Origin of the sequence: Paenibacillus hebaui (assembly GCF_051934385.1) — a bacterium.
Taxonomy (GTDB): Bacteria; Bacillota; Bacilli; order Paenibacillales; family Paenibacillaceae; genus Paenibacillus.
Map to the genome: position 1 here is coordinate 3,808,702 of NZ_CP196836.1, position 16,324 is coordinate 3,825,025.

Genomic DNA, 16,324 nt, shown 5'->3' on the forward strand with positions numbered 1-16,324 from the left:
AAGCGGATAAACAAGATAAACAAAGAAGGAATAAGTAAAATTTTATATTAAATGTTAGTTATCAATAACTAACAAAAATGAGGTGTGTGAAATGAAACTAATTGTATTCGGAGCTACAGGTAACACAGGTGTTCAATTAGTGAAAGAATTACTTCTCGATGGACATGAGGTAACAGCTATCGTGCGTCAACCAGAGAAATTAGATATATCAGATGTATGCGATAAACATCTGGAGATCAAAAAGGGAGATGTTCTAAATCCTTCTACCTTACAAAAAGCGATGGTCGGAAAAGATGCAGTACTTTCAGTGCTTGGCGTTAATCATCGTAAACCGACAACTGTCTATTCGAAAGGTATCGAAAATATAATGAATGAAATGCAAAATTGCGGAGTTAAGCGACTTATTTGCCTATCAGCTGAAACCCTTAAGCCGAAGCAAGAGGCTTCATTTACAGAGAGAATTCTAATAACAGTTTTATGGAAGATATTTTTCAACCTATATGATGACATGAAACGTATGGAACAGAAGGTTTATCAATCTGGACTTGATTGGACAATCGTTCGTCCTCCAAGATTAACAAATGGTTTACAAACAAGTAAGTACAGAATCGCCATTAATCAATCCTCACATAAAGGGAAGGGATATATATCACGTGCCGATCTAGCTGAATGTATGACTGCTCAATTGAACAATCCAGATTCTTTCAATAGTATTGTTTATATTTCTAGTTAATTAATCGAGAAAATGTGGTTGCTCAGTTGTAAATAGCAAATCACGCCATCTGGCTAACGGTTCGGTAAACATGAAAATGCTTCGAGTTCCTTTGCGAACGTATTCGTAGTTATCTCGCAAGACCTTTCCGCTTTTCATCTAAGATATGCTATAAATCCAGGGAAAAGGCAAACCAGATCGAAAGGCTGGGACGCAAAGCCACGGGTCTTCTGCAGAAAATGCAATGACCGCCGGGTTACCCCCTCAAACTTGCTGTCAGGACAAGGCACGACCGTTGAGGGTACGTGCCTTTTTTGTCGTGATTCCAGAATGAATACGAGGTGATGATATAGGAAGTAGCCTGTAAGTTACGCTGTAGAAGTTGAAGAAGTCATGCATTGGAAAGAATGCAGGATGCAAGTATTGCTGGTAGACATCGACCCGTTTGGCAACAACGGATGGTAGGCTATAGAAGGACTTTACCAGGTATGTCGGAGGTGGAAATCAAAAAAAATGTGCTAAAGTAGCGAAAAAGGAATCTTAACAGCATCCCCAACTTACTAGGAGAAGGGACGATGACAATGGAAACGGAGAGTGAACGATGTACGACCGTGACGACTGACAGGCTGGCTGGCGAAAGAATGCTTGGACAGCATTCACAGCAAGGAGGGGCTTTATGATGACCCAGCATCAGCACCCCGTTCCTTATGAGAAAGTAGAATTATGGCTGAAATCCTACAAGGATTGGAAGGCGAGACTTAAGTACGTGCAATCAGAACTGTCCTATATTCCTGAATTGACGCGTACGCTGCAAATGGTTGCGGCTCATAGCGGACAAGAACTTGTACCGATTGCCGGAATGGACAAAAACATAGTTCGATTACCGATTAGATGAGTATCTAAATGAAAAGCGATATAATTAAAACCTCATTAAGTAGCATTATGCAGGACAGTTTTCGTATTTCGATTAGATGAAGATCTGAGTAGAAGTATTATGTCTCTTTTGAGTGACTGAAACGCTGAATGCTGTTTTATGGTCAAAGAAACCAGCTTCAATGATCGGAAGTACTTCAATTTAAACTGTGATCTCATTTGAATTAGATAAAACAAACTCGTCAAAGCACTTTAGAAAAGAAATGAAGAGGATGGTGGATGTGTCTTTTGGCTCAAGGGATGAAAACATATACCGAGATCGTACTTAGTGCTGATCCTGTATCGCCCTTTCGATAAGCGCAGTCCGACGGCCCTACTTTTGCAGCTTGAATAGCGGTGTTCCGTACCACAAGTAACGGTGAATGGTTGATATGGTTACGTTCCAACAGATTGAATATATTGTAGATTCGTTTGCATCTCGAGAGAGGTGCTTTTTTTCGTTTAAGGTACCTTACGATCTCTTCACCAAGAATGGCTGAATCAAAAACGTGCCATGTCGAGAAAAGACTTTGCGATCATTATATTAATAAGTCGTACAAACTTCGTATGGTCGTCATCCTGCGCTATTTTCACGACTATGCTCTGAAATCGCAGACATGCTGCAGATCACCGTTGGCATAGTAAATCCAGGCATCATCTGGTAATGAAACAACTCCGGAAACGTTTCGAAAGGCCGGGAGGAGACGTGTATGTCCATTGACAAGGAATTGCGTGAAGAGCTTCGTCAGACGGCAGATTCAATGAACTGCCCACCGAAATTGTATGGACGTGTCAGGTAGTCCTATCTACATAATGATAATGAAAAGAGAGGTAGATCTCCCATGAAAAAACGCATGAAATCATTACCGAAAAATAGCCATAAAAGCAGGTGGAGGGAACCGCCAAAGTTTTTTACTATACCGTGAGTCGTTCAACTAATTTAACTGCTATTTCTTCGCATGAAAGATCTTCATTACTAATTGCCCGAAGTAATAACTTTCTTCCCATCTCCACTAAAGGTATTTCAATTGTAGTAATATTCATAATTTTAGCTATTGGTTGATTGTCAAACCCTATAACTGCCAGTTCATCCGGTATTGAAATTCCCTTTTCCTTACTACATGTAACAAACCCTGCAGCTACTTGGTCGTTTGAAACCACGCGTGTATATTACGAAGATGCCCCTGAATTTGGCAATGTTCGGTGGAAACCGGGCAGAGTCGTTTCTCGCGGAGCATCCGGGTGAAACGTATGTCATTGGCGGGCATTCTCTAGGGGGTGTGTTTGCCTCAAGATATGCCGCAGCACACACAGATCAGATCAAAGGGTTTTTTTACCTTGCATCCTATGCGGATGATGGCGGGAGACTGGACGGAACAAACTTGTCTGCACTGCAACTTACGGGAAGTAATGATGGTGTTCTGAACTGGGAAGCGTGGGAAAAAGTCAAAACCAATCTTCCGAAAAACACGACATTCGGTTGTTCAGGCACTGAAAGAATGGATGAAATCAGTACAAAAATAAAAAAAGGACCGTAAGTGTTCATCTTCCATCGATGAATGCTTTCGGTCCTTTTATGTTTATCCTGTACCTTTATGCCCTGGCAGCATCTTTATAAAAATATCTAATTAACGACGGTATCGGTTTTTGCCTCTCTTTGTTAACGTCTTCGGAAGGCTCCGCCGCGTGCCAGAGCGAAGAAGATGAGCAGGGCAATAATCGAGCCAACGATGGCTGGAATAATATGAAATCCGCCAATCACCGGCCCCCTTGGTCCCAGCAATTCCGTTCCTAACCAGGAACCGATAAAACCCGCAATAATGTTCCCAAGTACACCGCCCGGTACGTCCCGCCCAACCAAGTTGCCGCTTAACCAGCCAATAAGTCCACCAACAATGAGTACCCAGAGCAGATCCATGGATTGTTCTCCTTTCTTCGGGTTTATTACAAGTTATGTTGGGCTCAGTGGAATATACCTCATCTTCCAGTTGGTGGAGGAATCTAAAGTGTCTGTGCTAAGATGAGGGTAAATTATGATTCAAGCTGGGGAACAAGGCTAGAAGGGGTGCACATTGAAGAAAATACTTGTCATTGACGATGAAGTCGCAATCAGAGATTTAATTGAGCTCGTACTGAGAAGAGAAAACTACGTCGTTCAAACGGCTGAAAACGGTAAAATAGCCCTGCAGCTGCTGGATGCTTTTCAACCGGACCTGGTGGTGCTTGACTTGATGCTGCCTGACTGCTCCGGATATGACCTGTGCAAGGAAATCACCGGGAAACGTGCCGTTCCTGTGATCATGCTCTCTGCCAAAAATGAGGTAATCGACAAGGTGTTGGGACTAGAGCTAGGGGCGGAAGATTACATGACCAAACCCTTTGACAATCGTGAATTGCTCGCTCGGATCAAGGTGATTCTGAGAAGAAACGAGAGCAAGGAGGAATCAAGTGAAGAAACAGAAGTGAAATCTACACGCATCATTCATGAAGAGCTGACATTTGATCTGGAAAGCCGAAGGGTGCTGAAAAACGGTGTACCCGTGTCTTTAACGGCCAAAGAGTTTAAAATTCTGGAAACGTTACTCAAAAGGCCAGACAAAATCTTTACCCGGGATGAGCTGCTGCAGATCGGATGGGGATATGACTTTATGGGAGACAGTCGCAGTGTGGATATGACCATTATGCGATTACGGAAGAAGCTGGAGGATAACGCGGACGAACCGAAGTATGTCAGGACGATCTATGGATTTGGCTATCAACTTGGAGGTGGCGAGGCCTGAAGTATGCAACCCGGTTACTGCTGAATTATTTATTTTTCTCCGTGCTGTCCTTTGGCATCATCATTTTTGCGGTGAATAAAGCCATCGATTACTACAGCTTCATTACCATTGAAAAACAGATGATGGAGAAGGCGGATCTGTCCGAGTTGTCCTTCCGTGAGGTGTTGGCACAGCATAGATCATCGACAGGAGAGCCACAGACAAAAGAAATCGTCAGACTTACTCTGGAGAAGCTGAAAGCTTCAGGCAAGGAAGTACGTATCTATGATAGCTCCAAGCAGTTGCTGGGCTTGGCTGTGGATGGCATCATCATTAATGATGGCAAACCTCTTATTTTTGAAAAGAATATTGAGAAAGCCCTGAGCGGCAGTTATGCCTACACCGTAACGGAAGATCATCTGCTTTATTTTGCCACTCCCATTCAGGATCAATACTACCAAAACGCTTATGTGTATGAGTTCGTGGAGGACATTTCCTACTTTTATGCGATTATGAATCAAATCCGTTATATCCTGTTTGCGGGTGCAGGCGGATTTATTGTACTGATTACGTTATCCAGTCTGTGGATTGCCCGCAACACAACCAAGCCGATTAAGCTGTTGCTTGGCGCTGCGCAAAGTTTCTCTAGACAGGAGTTTCGGAGAGTTCATCTAAACCGGAAGGATGAGCTGGGCATGCTGGCAGATGGGCTGGACTCCATGGGGCGGCAGCTTCATGATTACATTCAGTACCAGAAACAATTTGTCTCCAACGTATCTCACGAGTTAAAAACACCCTTGGCAGCAATTCGTGGTTTCTCTCAATACTTGTATGAAGGGGAGAACGAGAACAAGGAGCTGCAAAAAATCTATGCTCATCTGCTGCAGGAATCGGATCGGCTGACGCGCTTGATTAATGAACTGTTGTTGCTATCCCGATTCGACAAGGCTGGTTCTAACGAACTGGAAGTCGAGAAGACGGAAATGAACAAACTGATTCAGCAAGTCGCAACGAGTATGGGTGCCAAGGCCAAAGATAAAGGAATCGAGATTATGTTCAGGGAGGCGGAAGCGGAACTGGAGGATAAGCTTCTGACGAGAGTCCACGCCAACGTGAATCCAATGCTGATGTCCCATGCGATCGCCAACCTTGTGGACAATGCCATCAAATATTCAGGCAGTCCATCGCTAATCGAATTGAAGTTGGAACATACGCCAAGCGAGGTAGTTATACGGATACGTGATCAAGGTATCGGTATCGCGGGTGATGAGCTGGAGAGAGTGCAGGAACGCTTTTACCGGGCGAAAAATGCAAGCACAGCGAACGGTTCAGGTCTTGGACTTTCTATTTGCAAAGAGATTGTAGAGCGGTTTAATGGATATATCGACATGGAAAGTCAAATCGGGGAAGGAACGACCGTTACGATTGTGTTACCCCGTGCGTAAACACGCGCGTAAATAGTGAACGTTACAAGATTGATACAATTCTGTTATGAGACTAACAAATGCTTTTTTTATAATCACTTCATAAGAAGAAATCACACATTTATGGAGGGATCATGATGAAATTGATAAACAAAGCTACAGCTGTTATCCTGCTGAGTATTTTACTAACGATGGCACTGACGGGCTGTCAGTCCAATGGTGCCAAGTCGCCAGAAGCGGCGCAGAACTCGGCTGAAAAAAACACGTCGAACGAACAGGCCAAAGGCGAAGGAGCATCAAATTCTACTGCGTCTGCTTCAGAAAATTCGGAAGGACAGAGTGCTGAAGCTATTAAGGAAGGTTCGATGGAGAAGGAAGGCAATGTGGTGCTGAAGGAGCTTGCTTTTGTCTATAATGAGCACACCATTGCGATTTCGGATACAGCGAATGAAGATCAGATGGAACAGATGCTGGGCAAACCGGATAACCTGAAATCTCATACGTACAGTGCCGACGATGGAACAAACATGGATACGTTAATCGGTTTTACAGAAAAGGTTTATACGTATCCTGGTCTGGAGATTAAAACAATCAGTATACCGGAGGGGAAACAAGACTCCATCTTTCATATCGAAATTACAGATCCTAAGTACGCGACAGTGCGAAACATTAAAGCAGGAGATAGCCTGGATACACTCAAAAACGCCTACCCTGAGGGGAAACTGCTTGGTGATGGAGCCCCTAATGAGGAGGATGACTTCCGTTACGAGCCATCCAATTATGTGGATGTGATGTCGTTTCATATCAAGGATGCCAAGGTGGAGAGCATTCAGATCTACAGCCTTCTGGACTAATATTTAGTGATCGATGTTGGTAAGCCATTCATACGATTCACCTTTAATACCTGCCCGGGAGAGGGGCAGGTATTTTCTCGTTTATAGACTCGTTTATAGAATGGTATCGAGCTGACAGGTTTTCTCTTAAAAAAACTTAGACATGGTACAATTTTGCCATACACAACTTTTTTCCAAGTGATGAACATAAGTTTTACAACGAAAAGTCCTCCTTGTCAAGGACACTTGTCCTCAAACAATAAAAGTTCAAAAAAAAATAACTTTACATGTCGAGGGACAAGAACATAGTCCCATTGAAAGTCGCTATTTTAGCGGCTTTTTTGTTTTATCGGTACAAGTTCGTGTCCCAAGCCAAGGACAAGAACTTGTACCGATTACCGAAATGGACAAAAACATGTTCCTATTTCCGATTAGACATATATCCAATCATTATTTTTCCGTTAATTCATTAAACTAACGGGCAGGTTAACTCAATGCCATCTTGCGAATTACAGATGTAACTTTTATTGATTGATAGCGTTATTAATAACGAGGAACTTCTTATAGGTTTTAGAATAACTAATAAAAGAATACGAGGGATAAAGTATTGAAGAAAAAGGGACTTTTTTTTACTGTTTTATCATTAGCTTTAACAACAGCGACCGTAACTGCCTGTGATTCAACAAGTCCAACTCAAGAGAATATGTCTACTCCAAAGTCTGGTGTATTATCAAGCAAGTCCGAAAGTACAACCCTTACTAATTCTTTAAGCGAACAAGAGAACAAACCTTCGCACTATATTGCTTCTGGAGGCGCAACGGTACAGCAACCCTTTTCCGTAAATCCGGGATTTGTACATATAAAACTGCTAATGAAGAACAATAGTAGGCATGAAGTCAATGTTAGTTTAACGCACTTAGATACTAGTAAAGTGTATTTCGCTATAACGATTGCTGCCGGGGAATCTTTAGATTGGATAAATATTAAAGAAGGTTTCACACAAGGCATGAATACTGGAGGCTACTTGCTTCAATGGAGTGGTGGCGGTTATAGCGTTGATGGGGAAGTATGGGGATCAGCTGGTTCAGACCCGGACGATACTGCTCATCTATTTTATTGAACTAACGGCAGGTTAGTTCAATAAAATGGAGGAAAATAAATATGCTTTTCTTAATTGCAGAATCTTTGAATAGCTGTAAAAAGTGAAAGCAGATTGTCTAGAAATAAATGTTTCAAGATAGGAATTAAGCTCGATATCAAAAACAAAGGAAAGTGAAAGTATGTATAAATTTCATATATTTACAAAGAAAAAAGATGTCATGTATACTTAGTGTTAAATATCTGGTATGTGTGACTGGCGTAAACGTGGAGTGAACCACGAGGAAGCACATATTTTATATGCCGTACGCCTGGGCAAAGTGTTTGATCTTTTGATCAAACACTTTATTTATTATTCAGGGAATGAAAGGAATGGTGGCGGCAATGAAAATGGCGTTTGTGTTATTCGATGGAATGACAAGCATGGACTTAGCTGGATTTTATGAAGCAGTGACTTGGCTAGCGATTCTGAAAGCGAAGGAAAACGTATCATGGACATTCTGTGCAGTCAAGGATGAGATTACAGATGATCGGGGACTGAAAATGAAATCCGATGAAGTGTTACCTAATCTAGGTGATTTTGATCTAGTGTTTTTTCCCGGTGGATTATCAACTAGAACGCTTCGATTTGATGAGGATTTCATGCGCTGGGTCCGAACGGCAGAGAACGTACCGTATAAGATTTCTATTTGTACCGGGGCTTTGCTATTGGGCGCAGCAGGTTTCCTGAATGGAAAAAAGGCTACTACAAACTCATCAGCTTATGATTTATTGGCTCTTTATTGTGCAGAAGTAATTTCAGCGCGTGTAGTGCGTGATGGTAATACGGTAACTGGTGCGGGGGTTACGGCTTCCATTGACCTGGGACTTTACATGGTTGAAATGTTGACGAGTACGGAGATTGTTCTTCAAGTTCAGCAGAAACTGGAGTATCCATATTATGAAGCTGGTAACATAAAAGATGTCTACATGCATACTTTGCGGTAGGAGGACAAGAAGATGACTATTCGCCTTTTTCAAGCGCATGATCAGCCAGCGGTGCTGAAAATTTGGTTCTGGTTATAGAACAGAATATATTCGCTCACTTGCTGCTCAACCTCCGCTTTGTTTGCTGCCTCATTCAAGTATATTTTCTCGGTCTTTAAATGAGAGAAGAAAGACTCGGGTACAGGCATTGTCCAGGCAATTCCCACGCCTGGAGTGACTTCCTAGCATGCCGAGTTGTTTCAGTTTACGGTTGAATGGCTTAGAGGTGTATTGAAATCCTTGATCCGAGTGTAGGATTATGCTACTCGGATCCGTGTGCTGACAGAGTCTAACCAGCGTTTCATGAGAAAGAGAGGTCATTTCGTTCGGAAAGATGCCAAGCCACAATCTCGTTATTGTATAAATCCTGAATGACAGACAGGTACACAAACTGTTCTCCAGTGTGAATATAGGTGATGTCAGTAACCAGTTTAGTTCGTGGTAAAATCGCTTGAAACTGGCGCTCAAGCCGATTCGGATTCACGACAGAATCTTGTTTCCCGAAGAATCGACGCTTCTTTCGAATGACAGAACCGATCCCTAATTGCTTCATTAAACGATACACCTTTTTGTGGTTGACCTTAATGCCTTCCCTCCGTAAAGCTACCGTCATTCGAGAATAACCAAAGAGGGATGAATGCGATGGATGGCAAGCTGGTACGATTCCAATTCATGTTGTTTTTTTTCTACGTTCTTTTGCCGCTTGCAACCTTTTCTCCACTTGTAATAGCCTGACCGGGAAACCGCAGCTAACTTCAAGAGCCAAACAAGACGATGGAGTACTCGCAAGTCCTCTATGATCTGAAATCTAGCAACTTTACTCGTCACTACTTGTGTAGATTTGGAAACTGATTTTTTAAATATTCAATCTCCACTCGCAAGTATGCCTCTATATTGGAAAATTTCGTTCTGGGGCGTCCCCGTTTGGATGTGGCAGGTTCTAGGCTTATTCCACATTTCGTTTTTGCCGCCCATCTTGTACTTGAGATTTATTTTGAATATCCAAACGTTTCGCGACTTCACGTATACTCATATGTTCTTCGTTGACCAGCCGGGTCGCCTCCAATTTTAATCCCAAGGAGTACTGCCGGTAAGCTTGGCCTTTTTTAGCCATGAAAAAATCCCCTTAGTTAGGCAAGATCAAGTCCATCCTAACAGATGTCCTTTTTTTCTTGTCCACTAAAAGGGGATAATACCAGAATAGGTTGGCTTTTTTATATAAGACGGATTGTCAAACTAAGTGCGACAGTTCCTCTGTGAAAGATTCGTGAGCGGTTCTCCAACCCAAGCATTTTCGTGGTCTGTGATTCATTAGATCGAGTGAATGGGCGAGATCTTCATCCTCCACTTGAGCGAGATCGGTACCTTTAGGGAAAAACTCTCGAAGCAACCCGTTTGCATTCTCGTTGGAACCGCGTTGCCAAGACGAATACGGATCAGCAAAATAAACGTGCAGGTTGTGGGTCGTTTCCAGATTGGCATAGCATGCAAACTCCTTTCCTCGATCAGCCGTAGCTGTGAGGAAGGTCCCAGTAGGGTACTGTGATATAGCTACACCGAGCGCAATCTCCATCGACAAAGCGGTACGGTCGGGCATGAGAACAGCGGTATATAAGCGTGTTTTGCGTTCAATCAACGTCGCTACGCATCCTTTACTTTTCCCACGACCCGATACGACGGTATCCAGTTCCCAGTGTCCAAACGTTTCACGGGAACGAACCTCTTTGGGGCGATCTGAAATGGATTGACCAATAGCGAATTTACCGCGAGTTTCTGCGGGTTTCTGGCGCTTCCCCTTGTGTCGAAGAACCTGTAATACACCTCGAACCAAGCGCCCAGCGTAGATCCAGCGGTAGATGGTTTTGAAAGAGACTGCACGCCGGCCTTCGGTGCGGAAACGTTCAGTGATTTGTTCCGGAGACCACGTTGCCTCAAGTTTTTCCTCCAGTGAAGCAGCCAAGGCGTCTGACCATTTACCTGGAGAGACAGAAACCTTACGACGCTCCTCATAAGCGTTCTGAGCTTGTTCTGCCTGATAGGGATGCGATGCAACAACACGATCTAGCTCACGGCAAATCGTGGAAGGATGTCTACCCAGTTCCTTTGCAATGGCTCGTGAACTTTGGCCTTGCTTGTGGAGGATTTCTAGCTTGCTACGTTCGATTATGCTAAGATGTGAATAACTCATGGACTGATTCTCCTTGTGTGAATGCTGGTGTGGTAACTTTCATTCTACACGAATCAGGCTATGAGCCATTTTTTTATTTTCAGTAGGTGTCGCACTTCATATTACAATCCGTCATAAAAAAATATAAATTATAACGTTCTGAACAAACAAAGTTCAAAAGGGATGTAAAGTCAATCACTATTATCCCAGGCTTGAAGCGACACTTCATTATTTTAGTACTTGAGGTTGACAATAACGAAAACTCTTTGTATTATACCCATAGGGGTATGAGTATTAAGTTATCGACCCTAATGAGATTCTCGTTGTAAACTACAGTCCAAAAGGGAGAATTTAATATATCCTAAGAGATTGTCTTGTTTGCAACAAATTTTAAGGAGGGTGCTTTCATGGCCGAAATTAAAGTAGATCAGACACTCGATTGCATGGGGCTTTCATGTCCAATGCCAATCGTTAGAACAAAAAAAGCAATGGATCAACTTGATGCTGGTCAAGTTATTGAAGTGCAAGCCACAGACAAAGGATCTCTGGCAGACATTCAAGGATGGACCAAAAATACTGGACATCATTATCTCGGTACAGTAGAGGATGGCAATGTTCTCAAGCATTACGTCCGTAAGGCAAATTCTACTGAAATAAAGAAAGAGAAGAAGCATCCACAAGTCATATCCAATGAAGATTTGGAGGAAAAACTTGTTGAAAACGAAAAGATGATCTTACTGGATGTACGTGAACCTGCCGAATATGCGTTTAACCGAATTGCTGGAGCCCTTTCCATTCCACTAGGTGAACTCGAAAGTCGAATCCAGGGACTTAATCAGGATGCAGAAATTTATGTAATATGCCAAACAGGCAACCGCAGTGACCTTGCCTGTCAATTGCTTACTGAAAAAGGGTTTAAACAAGTCACGAATGTAGAACCCGGCATGACTAGTTGGACAGGTCCAAGCGAAAAATAATAAAACCAACAAAATAACGGAGGTATATCAATGAGTACAAAAGTAGCTATTATTGCAAGTAATGGTGGAATGTTCGATGCATATAAGGTGTTTAATATCGCAACTGCTTCTGCAGCGACTGAAGCAGAGGTTGCCATTTTCTTTACATTTGAAGGATTGAATCTGATTCATAAGCAAGCACATCACCAACTGCCGTTACCTGAAGGGGCTGAACATTTTGCTGAAGGGTTCAAGAATGCAAATGTTCCAACGATACCACAGCTTGTAGAAATGGCTCAGGAGTTAGGTGTTAAGATTATTGCTTGTCAGATGACTATGGACGTTATGAACTTGACAATAGAGGATTTTATTGAAGGCATTGAAGTAGGCGGAGCTGTCACTTTTCTGGATTTTGCGAAAGATGCCAATGTTACATTAACTTTTTAAATGAAAGGAGAAACGAAAATGGAATTAAAAGCGATGACGGCCAAAGAACTTACTCGAATCGTCTTGGCTAAAGAAGAAATCTTTATCCTTGATGTTCGTAATGAAACGGACTTTAACGATTGGAAAGTTGAAGGCGACAGTGTAGATATCATTAACATTCCTTATTTCGATCTCTTAGACGGTGTAGATGATGCGCTCAACAAGATTCCTGATGACAAAAAAATGCTTGTTGTCTGTGCTAAAGAGGGGTCTTCCAAATTTGTAGCAGAACAAATTATTGAAGCCGGCAGATCCAACGTGTATTACCTAGAAGGCGGTATGAAATCTTGGAGTGAGCATCTGGAGCCAGTGCAGATTGGAGAATTAAAGGACGGTGGCTCTTTGTATCAGTTCGTACGAATTGGTAAAGGGTGCTTGTCTTATATGGTTGTTTCAGGCGGTGAAGCCGCAGTTATTGACACTCTTCGCATGACCGAAGTGTTTGAACAGTTTGCCAAAGAGCAAGATGTACAGATTAAACACACACTGGACACACACCTGCATGCCGATCATATTTCCGGCGGACGTAAACTGGCCGAGCAAAGCGGAGCGACTTATTGGTTGCCGCCAAAAGATGCAACTGAAGTCACTTTCAATTACGAAAAACTTGAAGAGGGTCGTGATATCACAGTAGGTTCCACAACAATTCGGATTCAGCCGATTTACTCTCCTGGTCACACGATTGGAAGCACATCATTCATTGTGGATGATCAATATTTGTTAACCGGCGATATCCTTTTTGTTGAATCGATCGGTCGCCCTGATTTGGCGGGTCTCGCTGAAGACTGGGTGGGTGATCTTCATAATACGCTTTATAAGCGATTTACAGAACTATCTCAAGATCTGATCGTATTGCCTGCTCATTTCGGAAAAGTGACTGAGTTGGGTGAGGGTGGTCGAGTAATGGCCAAACTTTCTGACTTGTATCACAATAACCCTGGTCTTAACATTCGTGATGAGGATGTATTCCGGCGTACTGTGACTGAGAATCTTCCACCTCAGCCGAATGCGTACCAAGAAATCCGCCAGACGAACATGGGGAGAATAACACCACACGAAGATGAACAGCGTGAGATGGAAATCGGTCCGAATCGCTGTGCCGTGCATGACCACTAAAGGAGGAAAACTCAAGATGAAAACAGACTTGGTAGTAGATACGAAAGGGCTGTCATGCCCTATGCCAATCGTAAAAGCAAAAAAGGCGCTGGATGGTCTTGAATCCGGACAAATTATGGAAGTACTTTCAACGGACAAAGGCTCGGTTAATGACTTTCAAGCATGGGTAAAACAAACGAATCACAAATTGATTGCCCATGAAGAAGTGAACGGTATCTATACATTTCACGTCAAAAAGATTTAAATGAAAAAATGAAACAAAGCGAACACACTGCGGTGTGTTCGCTTATTTCAAACTTTCGTAAGCAACCCTCAAACAAAGAAAGGAGGGGAATTGTGGATATTTCGTTATTGGTCATCATGATCGTTCTCGGCTTAATCGGATCCTTCTTTTCAGGATTGCTTGGAATAGGTGGTGCTATCATAATGTATCCGTTACTGCTGTATGTACCACCTTTATTCGATGCAGCATCTTTCTCAGCACATGAGGTTTCTTCGATCAGTATGTTCCAAGTTTTTTTTGCGTCTCTTGCAGGTCTACTGGCGTTTCAGAAAAGAAGCAAGGGCAAAATGGGGCCTTCTGTCATTCATAAGGAACTGGTTGTTTACATGGGCATCAGCATTTTGACGGGAAGCCTGATCGGAGGATATATATCGGGGCTGCTTCAAGGAGATATCATTAACCTGATCTATGGCATCCTTGCCGTGTTAGCAGTTATTCTGATGCTGATACCTCGCAATGGCTCAGACGAAATTAAAGACAATCTTCAATTCAATAAAGTTATAGCGATAGTCTCGGCCTTTATAGTCGGGATTGTATCCGGGATCGTGGGTGCGGGTGGCGCTTTTATCCTGATTCCCATTATGCTCACTATCCTTAAGATTCCAACCCGTACGACCATCGCTTCCTCTCTTGCGATCGTCTTTATTTCAGCCATTGGCGGAGTTATTGGAAAACTCACCGGCGGTCATATTCCCTTTTGGCCTACTTTATTCATGGTGGTCGGAAGCCTGATCGGTGCCCCTTTCGGTTCCAAAATCAGTTCTAAAATCAATGTTAAAGTACTTCGTTATGGACTGGTCGTGCTTATTGCCCTGACAGCTGTAAAGGTTTGGGCATCTATCCTTTAAGAGCATATAGAAAAGAACTGTCTTACAGAGTGTACCTACTATACATTATCCTACAGGGGGATGTGTATAACGAGAAAGTAGTATTCCTTAGTGGCTGAAAAAAACATCAATCGTATGTTTAGCAGTAAATTGCTATAAAGCATTAGTAAGATTTTTTATTTCAATTGCTCTTTGCAACTGCCTATAATCACGAATTAACTATACTTTTTACTTTCTAGAAGCTCAATGCTCTGCGGAAGAATGAGGTCATCAAAACTCGGGCAGTTCAATAAGAATTATTTGGGGGCACGGACCGCAGGTAATTAAGCACGTGATAAGCCCAACGCTTTGTCTTTGTCTCAAATTGATTGAGGTGGCACAGGATTAGAGGTTGCCTGTACTATGACCGTGGCCCTGCTGGGAATGAAACAATTGGATAGATAAACTAATTTATTTAAAGGTGTACGCTAATATTTTTTGCTCTATAATATACCTATACAGGTATGTTATGAAGGAGTGTAGATTTTATATGGAGTATAACTATACAGACAGCTTGAAAACACGTTTGCGGAGAATTGAAGGCCAGGTTCGTGGTGTGCTTCGATTAATGGAGGAAGGTAAATCTTGTAAAGAGGTCGTTGCCCAGTTGTCTGCCGTTCGTAATGCCTCTGACAGAGCTATTGCGCAAATCGTTGCTGAGAATCTCCAAGAGTGCATTATGGCTGAACAGGAGGCTGGTAATAAGGATACAGGTAAATTGGTGAAGGAAGCCATAGATCTCCTTGTGAAAAGCCGTTAACTTCAATATCCTTTAACTAGTTCATCTAACAAAAACAACAGCTGCTGTGATTTTTGACAGCTGCTGTTGTTTTAGATGAAGAGAATCTGGTAGTTAAAAGGTACAATTCCCTTCACATGTCGAGTTTTGCAGCGAAATGATATGTTGACTTATTACAGATGATAAAATCAAAACAGTTTGATTATGTTTTCATTTCGAAAGCATAGGCTAAGATTTGAAAACAAGTACTAGAATCTTTATATCTATAGATCACTCTATTGCTATATAGACTTTATGATTTCCTACTGTGAATCGAGCTAAAAGTAATCTTTCAGCAGAGGGTTGTTAAAGGTCAAATGCGGCATCATGATACCTATAGGAGTATGGGTAATAAGCGAATGTACTAAGTCAGGTAGATTAGGCCAGTTTCGCGGTGTTCTGCGGCTGATGAAGTAAGGATATACCTAGCTAATAGGTCATCTCTCAATTGTCTTACTAGCTACAAAAACCTGAGGAATGAACAACACTCAGATAACGCAATACTAGTAACCTAAGTTAAAGAGCTATGGTGAGCTAGTTAAAATATAATTTCAAACAACAAGGAGAGGATAATTATGACATTTCGAGTCCCGAAAGGGGTTACACCGCAAGAAGTAGCTGAGCAACTAAAACAAGGAAAAGATCTCATCATGCTGGATGTCCGTGAAACTGCTGAATGGGCAGAAGGACATGTGAAAGGAGCTAAGCACATTCCGTTAGGACAATTAATGGAACAACTTCATGAATTAAATCCTGCTCAGGAGATCATCATTATGTGCCGAAGCGGAAATCGAAGCGGTCTTGCCTGTGAGCTTCTTCATGAGAAAGGATATAAAGTTGTGAATATGACAGGTGGCCTTAATGAGTGGTCAGATTTCGATCAATTAATTTGATCATAGGTTTCTAAT

21 protein-coding genes and 2 riboswitches are annotated in these 16,324 nt (G+C 42.3%); of the genes, 15 read left to right on the forward strand and 6 right to left on the reverse strand.

Annotation, left to right across the window (positions count from 1 at the left end; all coding sequences use genetic code 11):
* Window positions 1-91 precede the first annotated feature (91 nt).
* Window positions 92-733 (forward strand): NAD(P)-dependent oxidoreductase, encoded by a 642-nt coding sequence (locus ACR32F_RS16660; RefSeq protein WP_440108856.1) that lies wholly within the window; start codon window positions 92-94, stop codon window positions 731-733.
* Window positions 734-889: 156 nt separating this feature from the next.
* Window positions 890-976, forward strand: a riboswitch (cyclic di-GMP riboswitch).
* A gap of 412 nt (window positions 977-1,388) precedes the next feature.
* The gene (locus ACR32F_RS16665; protein WP_440108858.1) at window positions 1,389-1,607 is read left to right on the forward strand and encodes a hypothetical protein; all 219 of its coding nucleotides are present in this window, start codon (window positions 1,389-1,391) and stop codon (window positions 1,605-1,607) included.
* A gap of 932 nt (window positions 1,608-2,539) precedes the next feature.
* On the opposite strand, the gene ACR32F_RS16670 is transcribed toward ACR32F_RS16665, so the two are convergent.
* Entirely contained in the window at window positions 2,540-2,785 is a 246-nt protein-coding gene (locus ACR32F_RS16670; RefSeq protein ID WP_440108860.1) for a substrate-binding domain-containing protein, read from the reverse strand.
* A gap of 35 nt (window positions 2,786-2,820) precedes the next feature.
* On the opposite strand from ACR32F_RS16670, the gene ACR32F_RS16675 reads away from it, so the two are divergent.
* The gene (locus ACR32F_RS16675; protein WP_440119909.1) at window positions 2,821-3,162 is read left to right on the forward strand and encodes an alpha/beta hydrolase; all 342 of its coding nucleotides are present in this window, start codon (window positions 2,821-2,823) and stop codon (window positions 3,160-3,162) included.
* A 122-nt stretch (window positions 3,163-3,284) separates the two neighbouring features.
* Here the strand turns inward: ACR32F_RS16675 and ACR32F_RS16680 are convergent, their stop codons facing one another.
* The gene (locus ACR32F_RS16680) at window positions 3,285-3,542 is read right to left on the reverse strand and encodes a GlsB/YeaQ/YmgE family stress response membrane protein (protein WP_440108861.1); all 258 of its coding nucleotides are present in this window, start codon (window positions 3,540-3,542) and stop codon (window positions 3,285-3,287) included.
* Window positions 3,543-3,696: 154 nt separating this feature from the next.
* Here ACR32F_RS16680 and ACR32F_RS16685 point away from each other — a divergent pair, with 154 nt between their 5' ends.
* The 5 genes from ACR32F_RS16685 (at window position 3,697) to ACR32F_RS16705 (ending at window position 8,725) form a co-directional block, all read left to right on the forward strand.
* The gene (locus ACR32F_RS16685; RefSeq protein WP_440108863.1) at window positions 3,697-4,404 is read left to right on the forward strand and encodes a response regulator transcription factor; all 708 of its coding nucleotides are present in this window, start codon (window positions 3,697-3,699) and stop codon (window positions 4,402-4,404) included.
* A gap of 71 nt (window positions 4,405-4,475) precedes the next feature.
* On the forward strand, window positions 4,476-5,828 hold the full coding sequence (locus tag ACR32F_RS16690) for a sensor histidine kinase (protein ID WP_440108865.1): 1,353 nt from the start codon (window positions 4,476-4,478) through the stop codon (window positions 5,826-5,828).
* A 113-nt stretch (window positions 5,829-5,941) separates the two neighbouring features.
* Window positions 5,942-6,661, forward strand: a complete 720-nt coding sequence (locus ACR32F_RS16695) for a hypothetical protein (RefSeq protein WP_440108867.1) — start codon at window positions 5,942-5,944, stop codon at window positions 6,659-6,661.
* Between the two features lie 586 nt (window positions 6,662-7,247).
* Window positions 7,248-7,760, forward strand: coding sequence for a pilus assembly protein (locus ACR32F_RS16700; RefSeq protein ID WP_440108869.1), 513 nt, complete (start codon window positions 7,248-7,250; stop codon window positions 7,758-7,760).
* A 220-nt stretch (window positions 7,761-7,980) separates the two neighbouring features.
* Window positions 7,981-8,062, forward strand: a riboswitch (ZMP/ZTP riboswitch).
* A gap of 48 nt (window positions 8,063-8,110) precedes the next feature.
* Window positions 8,111-8,725, forward strand: a complete 615-nt coding sequence (locus ACR32F_RS16705; protein ID WP_440108871.1) for a DJ-1/PfpI family protein — start codon at window positions 8,111-8,113, stop codon at window positions 8,723-8,725.
* Between the two features lie 41 nt (window positions 8,726-8,766).
* Here ACR32F_RS16705 and ACR32F_RS16710 read toward each other — a convergent pair whose 3' ends face one another.
* The 4 genes from ACR32F_RS16710 to ACR32F_RS16725 form a co-directional block, all read right to left on the reverse strand.
* Window positions 8,767-8,931: an IS3 family transposase gene (locus ACR32F_RS16710; protein ID WP_440108873.1), complete on the reverse strand. Its 165-nt coding sequence runs from the start codon at window positions 8,929-8,931 to the stop codon at window positions 8,767-8,769.
* A 134-nt stretch (window positions 8,932-9,065) separates the two neighbouring features.
* Window positions 9,066-9,317: a hypothetical protein gene (locus tag ACR32F_RS16715; protein WP_440120081.1), complete on the reverse strand. Its 252-nt coding sequence runs from the start codon at window positions 9,315-9,317 to the stop codon at window positions 9,066-9,068.
* A gap of 393 nt (window positions 9,318-9,710) precedes the next feature.
* Window positions 9,711-9,878, reverse strand: a complete 168-nt coding sequence (locus tag ACR32F_RS16720; protein WP_440108875.1) for a hypothetical protein — start codon at window positions 9,876-9,878, stop codon at window positions 9,711-9,713.
* Between the two features lie 117 nt (window positions 9,879-9,995).
* The gene (locus ACR32F_RS16725; protein WP_440108877.1) at window positions 9,996-10,952 is read right to left on the reverse strand and encodes an IS30 family transposase; all 957 of its coding nucleotides are present in this window, start codon (window positions 10,950-10,952) and stop codon (window positions 9,996-9,998) included.
* A gap of 386 nt (window positions 10,953-11,338) precedes the next feature.
* On the opposite strand from ACR32F_RS16725, the gene ACR32F_RS16730 reads away from it, so the two are divergent.
* The 7 genes from ACR32F_RS16730 to ACR32F_RS16760 all read left to right on the forward strand — a co-directional run bounded on the left by ACR32F_RS16730 (window position 11,339) and on the right by ACR32F_RS16760 (window position 16,309).
* Window positions 11,339-11,908 (forward strand): sulfurtransferase TusA family protein, encoded by a 570-nt coding sequence (locus tag ACR32F_RS16730; RefSeq protein WP_440108878.1) that lies wholly within the window; start codon window positions 11,339-11,341, stop codon window positions 11,906-11,908.
* Between the two features lie 30 nt (window positions 11,909-11,938).
* On the forward strand, window positions 11,939-12,334 hold the full coding sequence (locus tag ACR32F_RS16735; protein ID WP_184185628.1) for a DsrE/DsrF/DrsH-like family protein: 396 nt from the start codon (window positions 11,939-11,941) through the stop codon (window positions 12,332-12,334).
* Between the two features lie 18 nt (window positions 12,335-12,352).
* Entirely contained in the window at window positions 12,353-13,489 is a 1,137-nt protein-coding gene (locus ACR32F_RS16740; RefSeq protein WP_440108881.1) for an MBL fold metallo-hydrolase, read from the forward strand.
* 16 nt (window positions 13,490-13,505) lie between these two features.
* Window positions 13,506-13,733, forward strand: a complete 228-nt coding sequence (locus ACR32F_RS16745; RefSeq protein ID WP_440108884.1) for a sulfurtransferase TusA family protein — start codon at window positions 13,506-13,508, stop codon at window positions 13,731-13,733.
* Between the two features lie 8 nt (window positions 13,734-13,741).
* Window positions 13,742-14,620: a sulfite exporter TauE/SafE family protein gene (locus ACR32F_RS16750; protein WP_440108886.1), complete on the forward strand. Its 879-nt coding sequence runs from the start codon at window positions 13,742-13,744 to the stop codon at window positions 14,618-14,620.
* 508 nt (window positions 14,621-15,128) lie between these two features.
* Window positions 15,129-15,398 (forward strand): metal-sensitive transcriptional regulator, encoded by a 270-nt coding sequence (locus ACR32F_RS16755; protein ID WP_149846960.1) that lies wholly within the window; start codon window positions 15,129-15,131, stop codon window positions 15,396-15,398.
* A gap of 593 nt (window positions 15,399-15,991) precedes the next feature.
* On the forward strand, window positions 15,992-16,309 hold the full coding sequence (locus ACR32F_RS16760; RefSeq protein ID WP_440108889.1) for a rhodanese-like domain-containing protein: 318 nt from the start codon (window positions 15,992-15,994) through the stop codon (window positions 16,307-16,309).
* The last annotated feature ends 15 nt before the right edge of the window (window positions 16,310-16,324 follow it).

Excerpts from the sequence above, each read along its gene's own strand:
- ACR32F_RS16660 (WP_440108856.1), top strand. The coding sequence starts at position 92 with ATGAAACTAATTGTATTCGGAGCTACAGGTAACACAGGTGTTCAATTA.
- ACR32F_RS16665 (WP_440108858.1), top strand. The coding sequence starts at position 1,389 with ATGATGACCCAGCATCAGCACCCCGTTCCTTATGAGAAAGTAGAATTA.
- ACR32F_RS16675 (WP_440119909.1), top strand. The coding sequence starts at position 2,821 with ATGTTCGGTGGAAACCGGGCAGAGTCGTTTCTCGCGGAGCATCCGGGT.
- ACR32F_RS16680 (WP_440108861.1), bottom strand. The coding sequence starts at position 3,542 with ATGGATCTGCTCTGGGTACTCATTGTTGGTGGACTTATTGGCTGGTTA.
- ACR32F_RS16695 (WP_440108867.1), top strand. The coding sequence starts at position 5,942 with ATGATGAAATTGATAAACAAAGCTACAGCTGTTATCCTGCTGAGTATT.
- ACR32F_RS16705 (WP_440108871.1), top strand. The coding sequence starts at position 8,111 with ATGGTGGCGGCAATGAAAATGGCGTTTGTGTTATTCGATGGAATGACA.
- ACR32F_RS16715 (WP_440120081.1), bottom strand. The coding sequence starts at position 9,317 with ATGAAGCAATTAGGGATCGGTTCTGTCATTCGAAAGAAGCGTCGATTC.
- ACR32F_RS16720 (WP_440108875.1), bottom strand. The coding sequence starts at position 9,878 with ATGGCTAAAAAAGGCCAAGCTTACCGGCAGTACTCCTTGGGATTAAAA.
- ACR32F_RS16725 (WP_440108877.1), bottom strand. The coding sequence starts at position 10,952 with ATGAGTTATTCACATCTTAGCATAATCGAACGTAGCAAGCTAGAAATC.
- ACR32F_RS16730 (WP_440108878.1), top strand. The coding sequence starts at position 11,339 with ATGGCCGAAATTAAAGTAGATCAGACACTCGATTGCATGGGGCTTTCA.
- ACR32F_RS16735 (WP_184185628.1), top strand. The coding sequence starts at position 11,939 with ATGAGTACAAAAGTAGCTATTATTGCAAGTAATGGTGGAATGTTCGAT.
- ACR32F_RS16740 (WP_440108881.1), top strand. The coding sequence starts at position 12,353 with ATGGAATTAAAAGCGATGACGGCCAAAGAACTTACTCGAATCGTCTTG.
- ACR32F_RS16745 (WP_440108884.1), top strand. The coding sequence starts at position 13,506 with ATGAAAACAGACTTGGTAGTAGATACGAAAGGGCTGTCATGCCCTATG.
- ACR32F_RS16750 (WP_440108886.1), top strand. The coding sequence starts at position 13,742 with ATGAAACAAAGCGAACACACTGCGGTGTGTTCGCTTATTTCAAACTTT.
- ACR32F_RS16755 (WP_149846960.1), top strand. The coding sequence starts at position 15,129 with ATGGAGTATAACTATACAGACAGCTTGAAAACACGTTTGCGGAGAATT.
- ACR32F_RS16760 (WP_440108889.1), top strand. The coding sequence starts at position 15,992 with ATGACATTTCGAGTCCCGAAAGGGGTTACACCGCAAGAAGTAGCTGAG.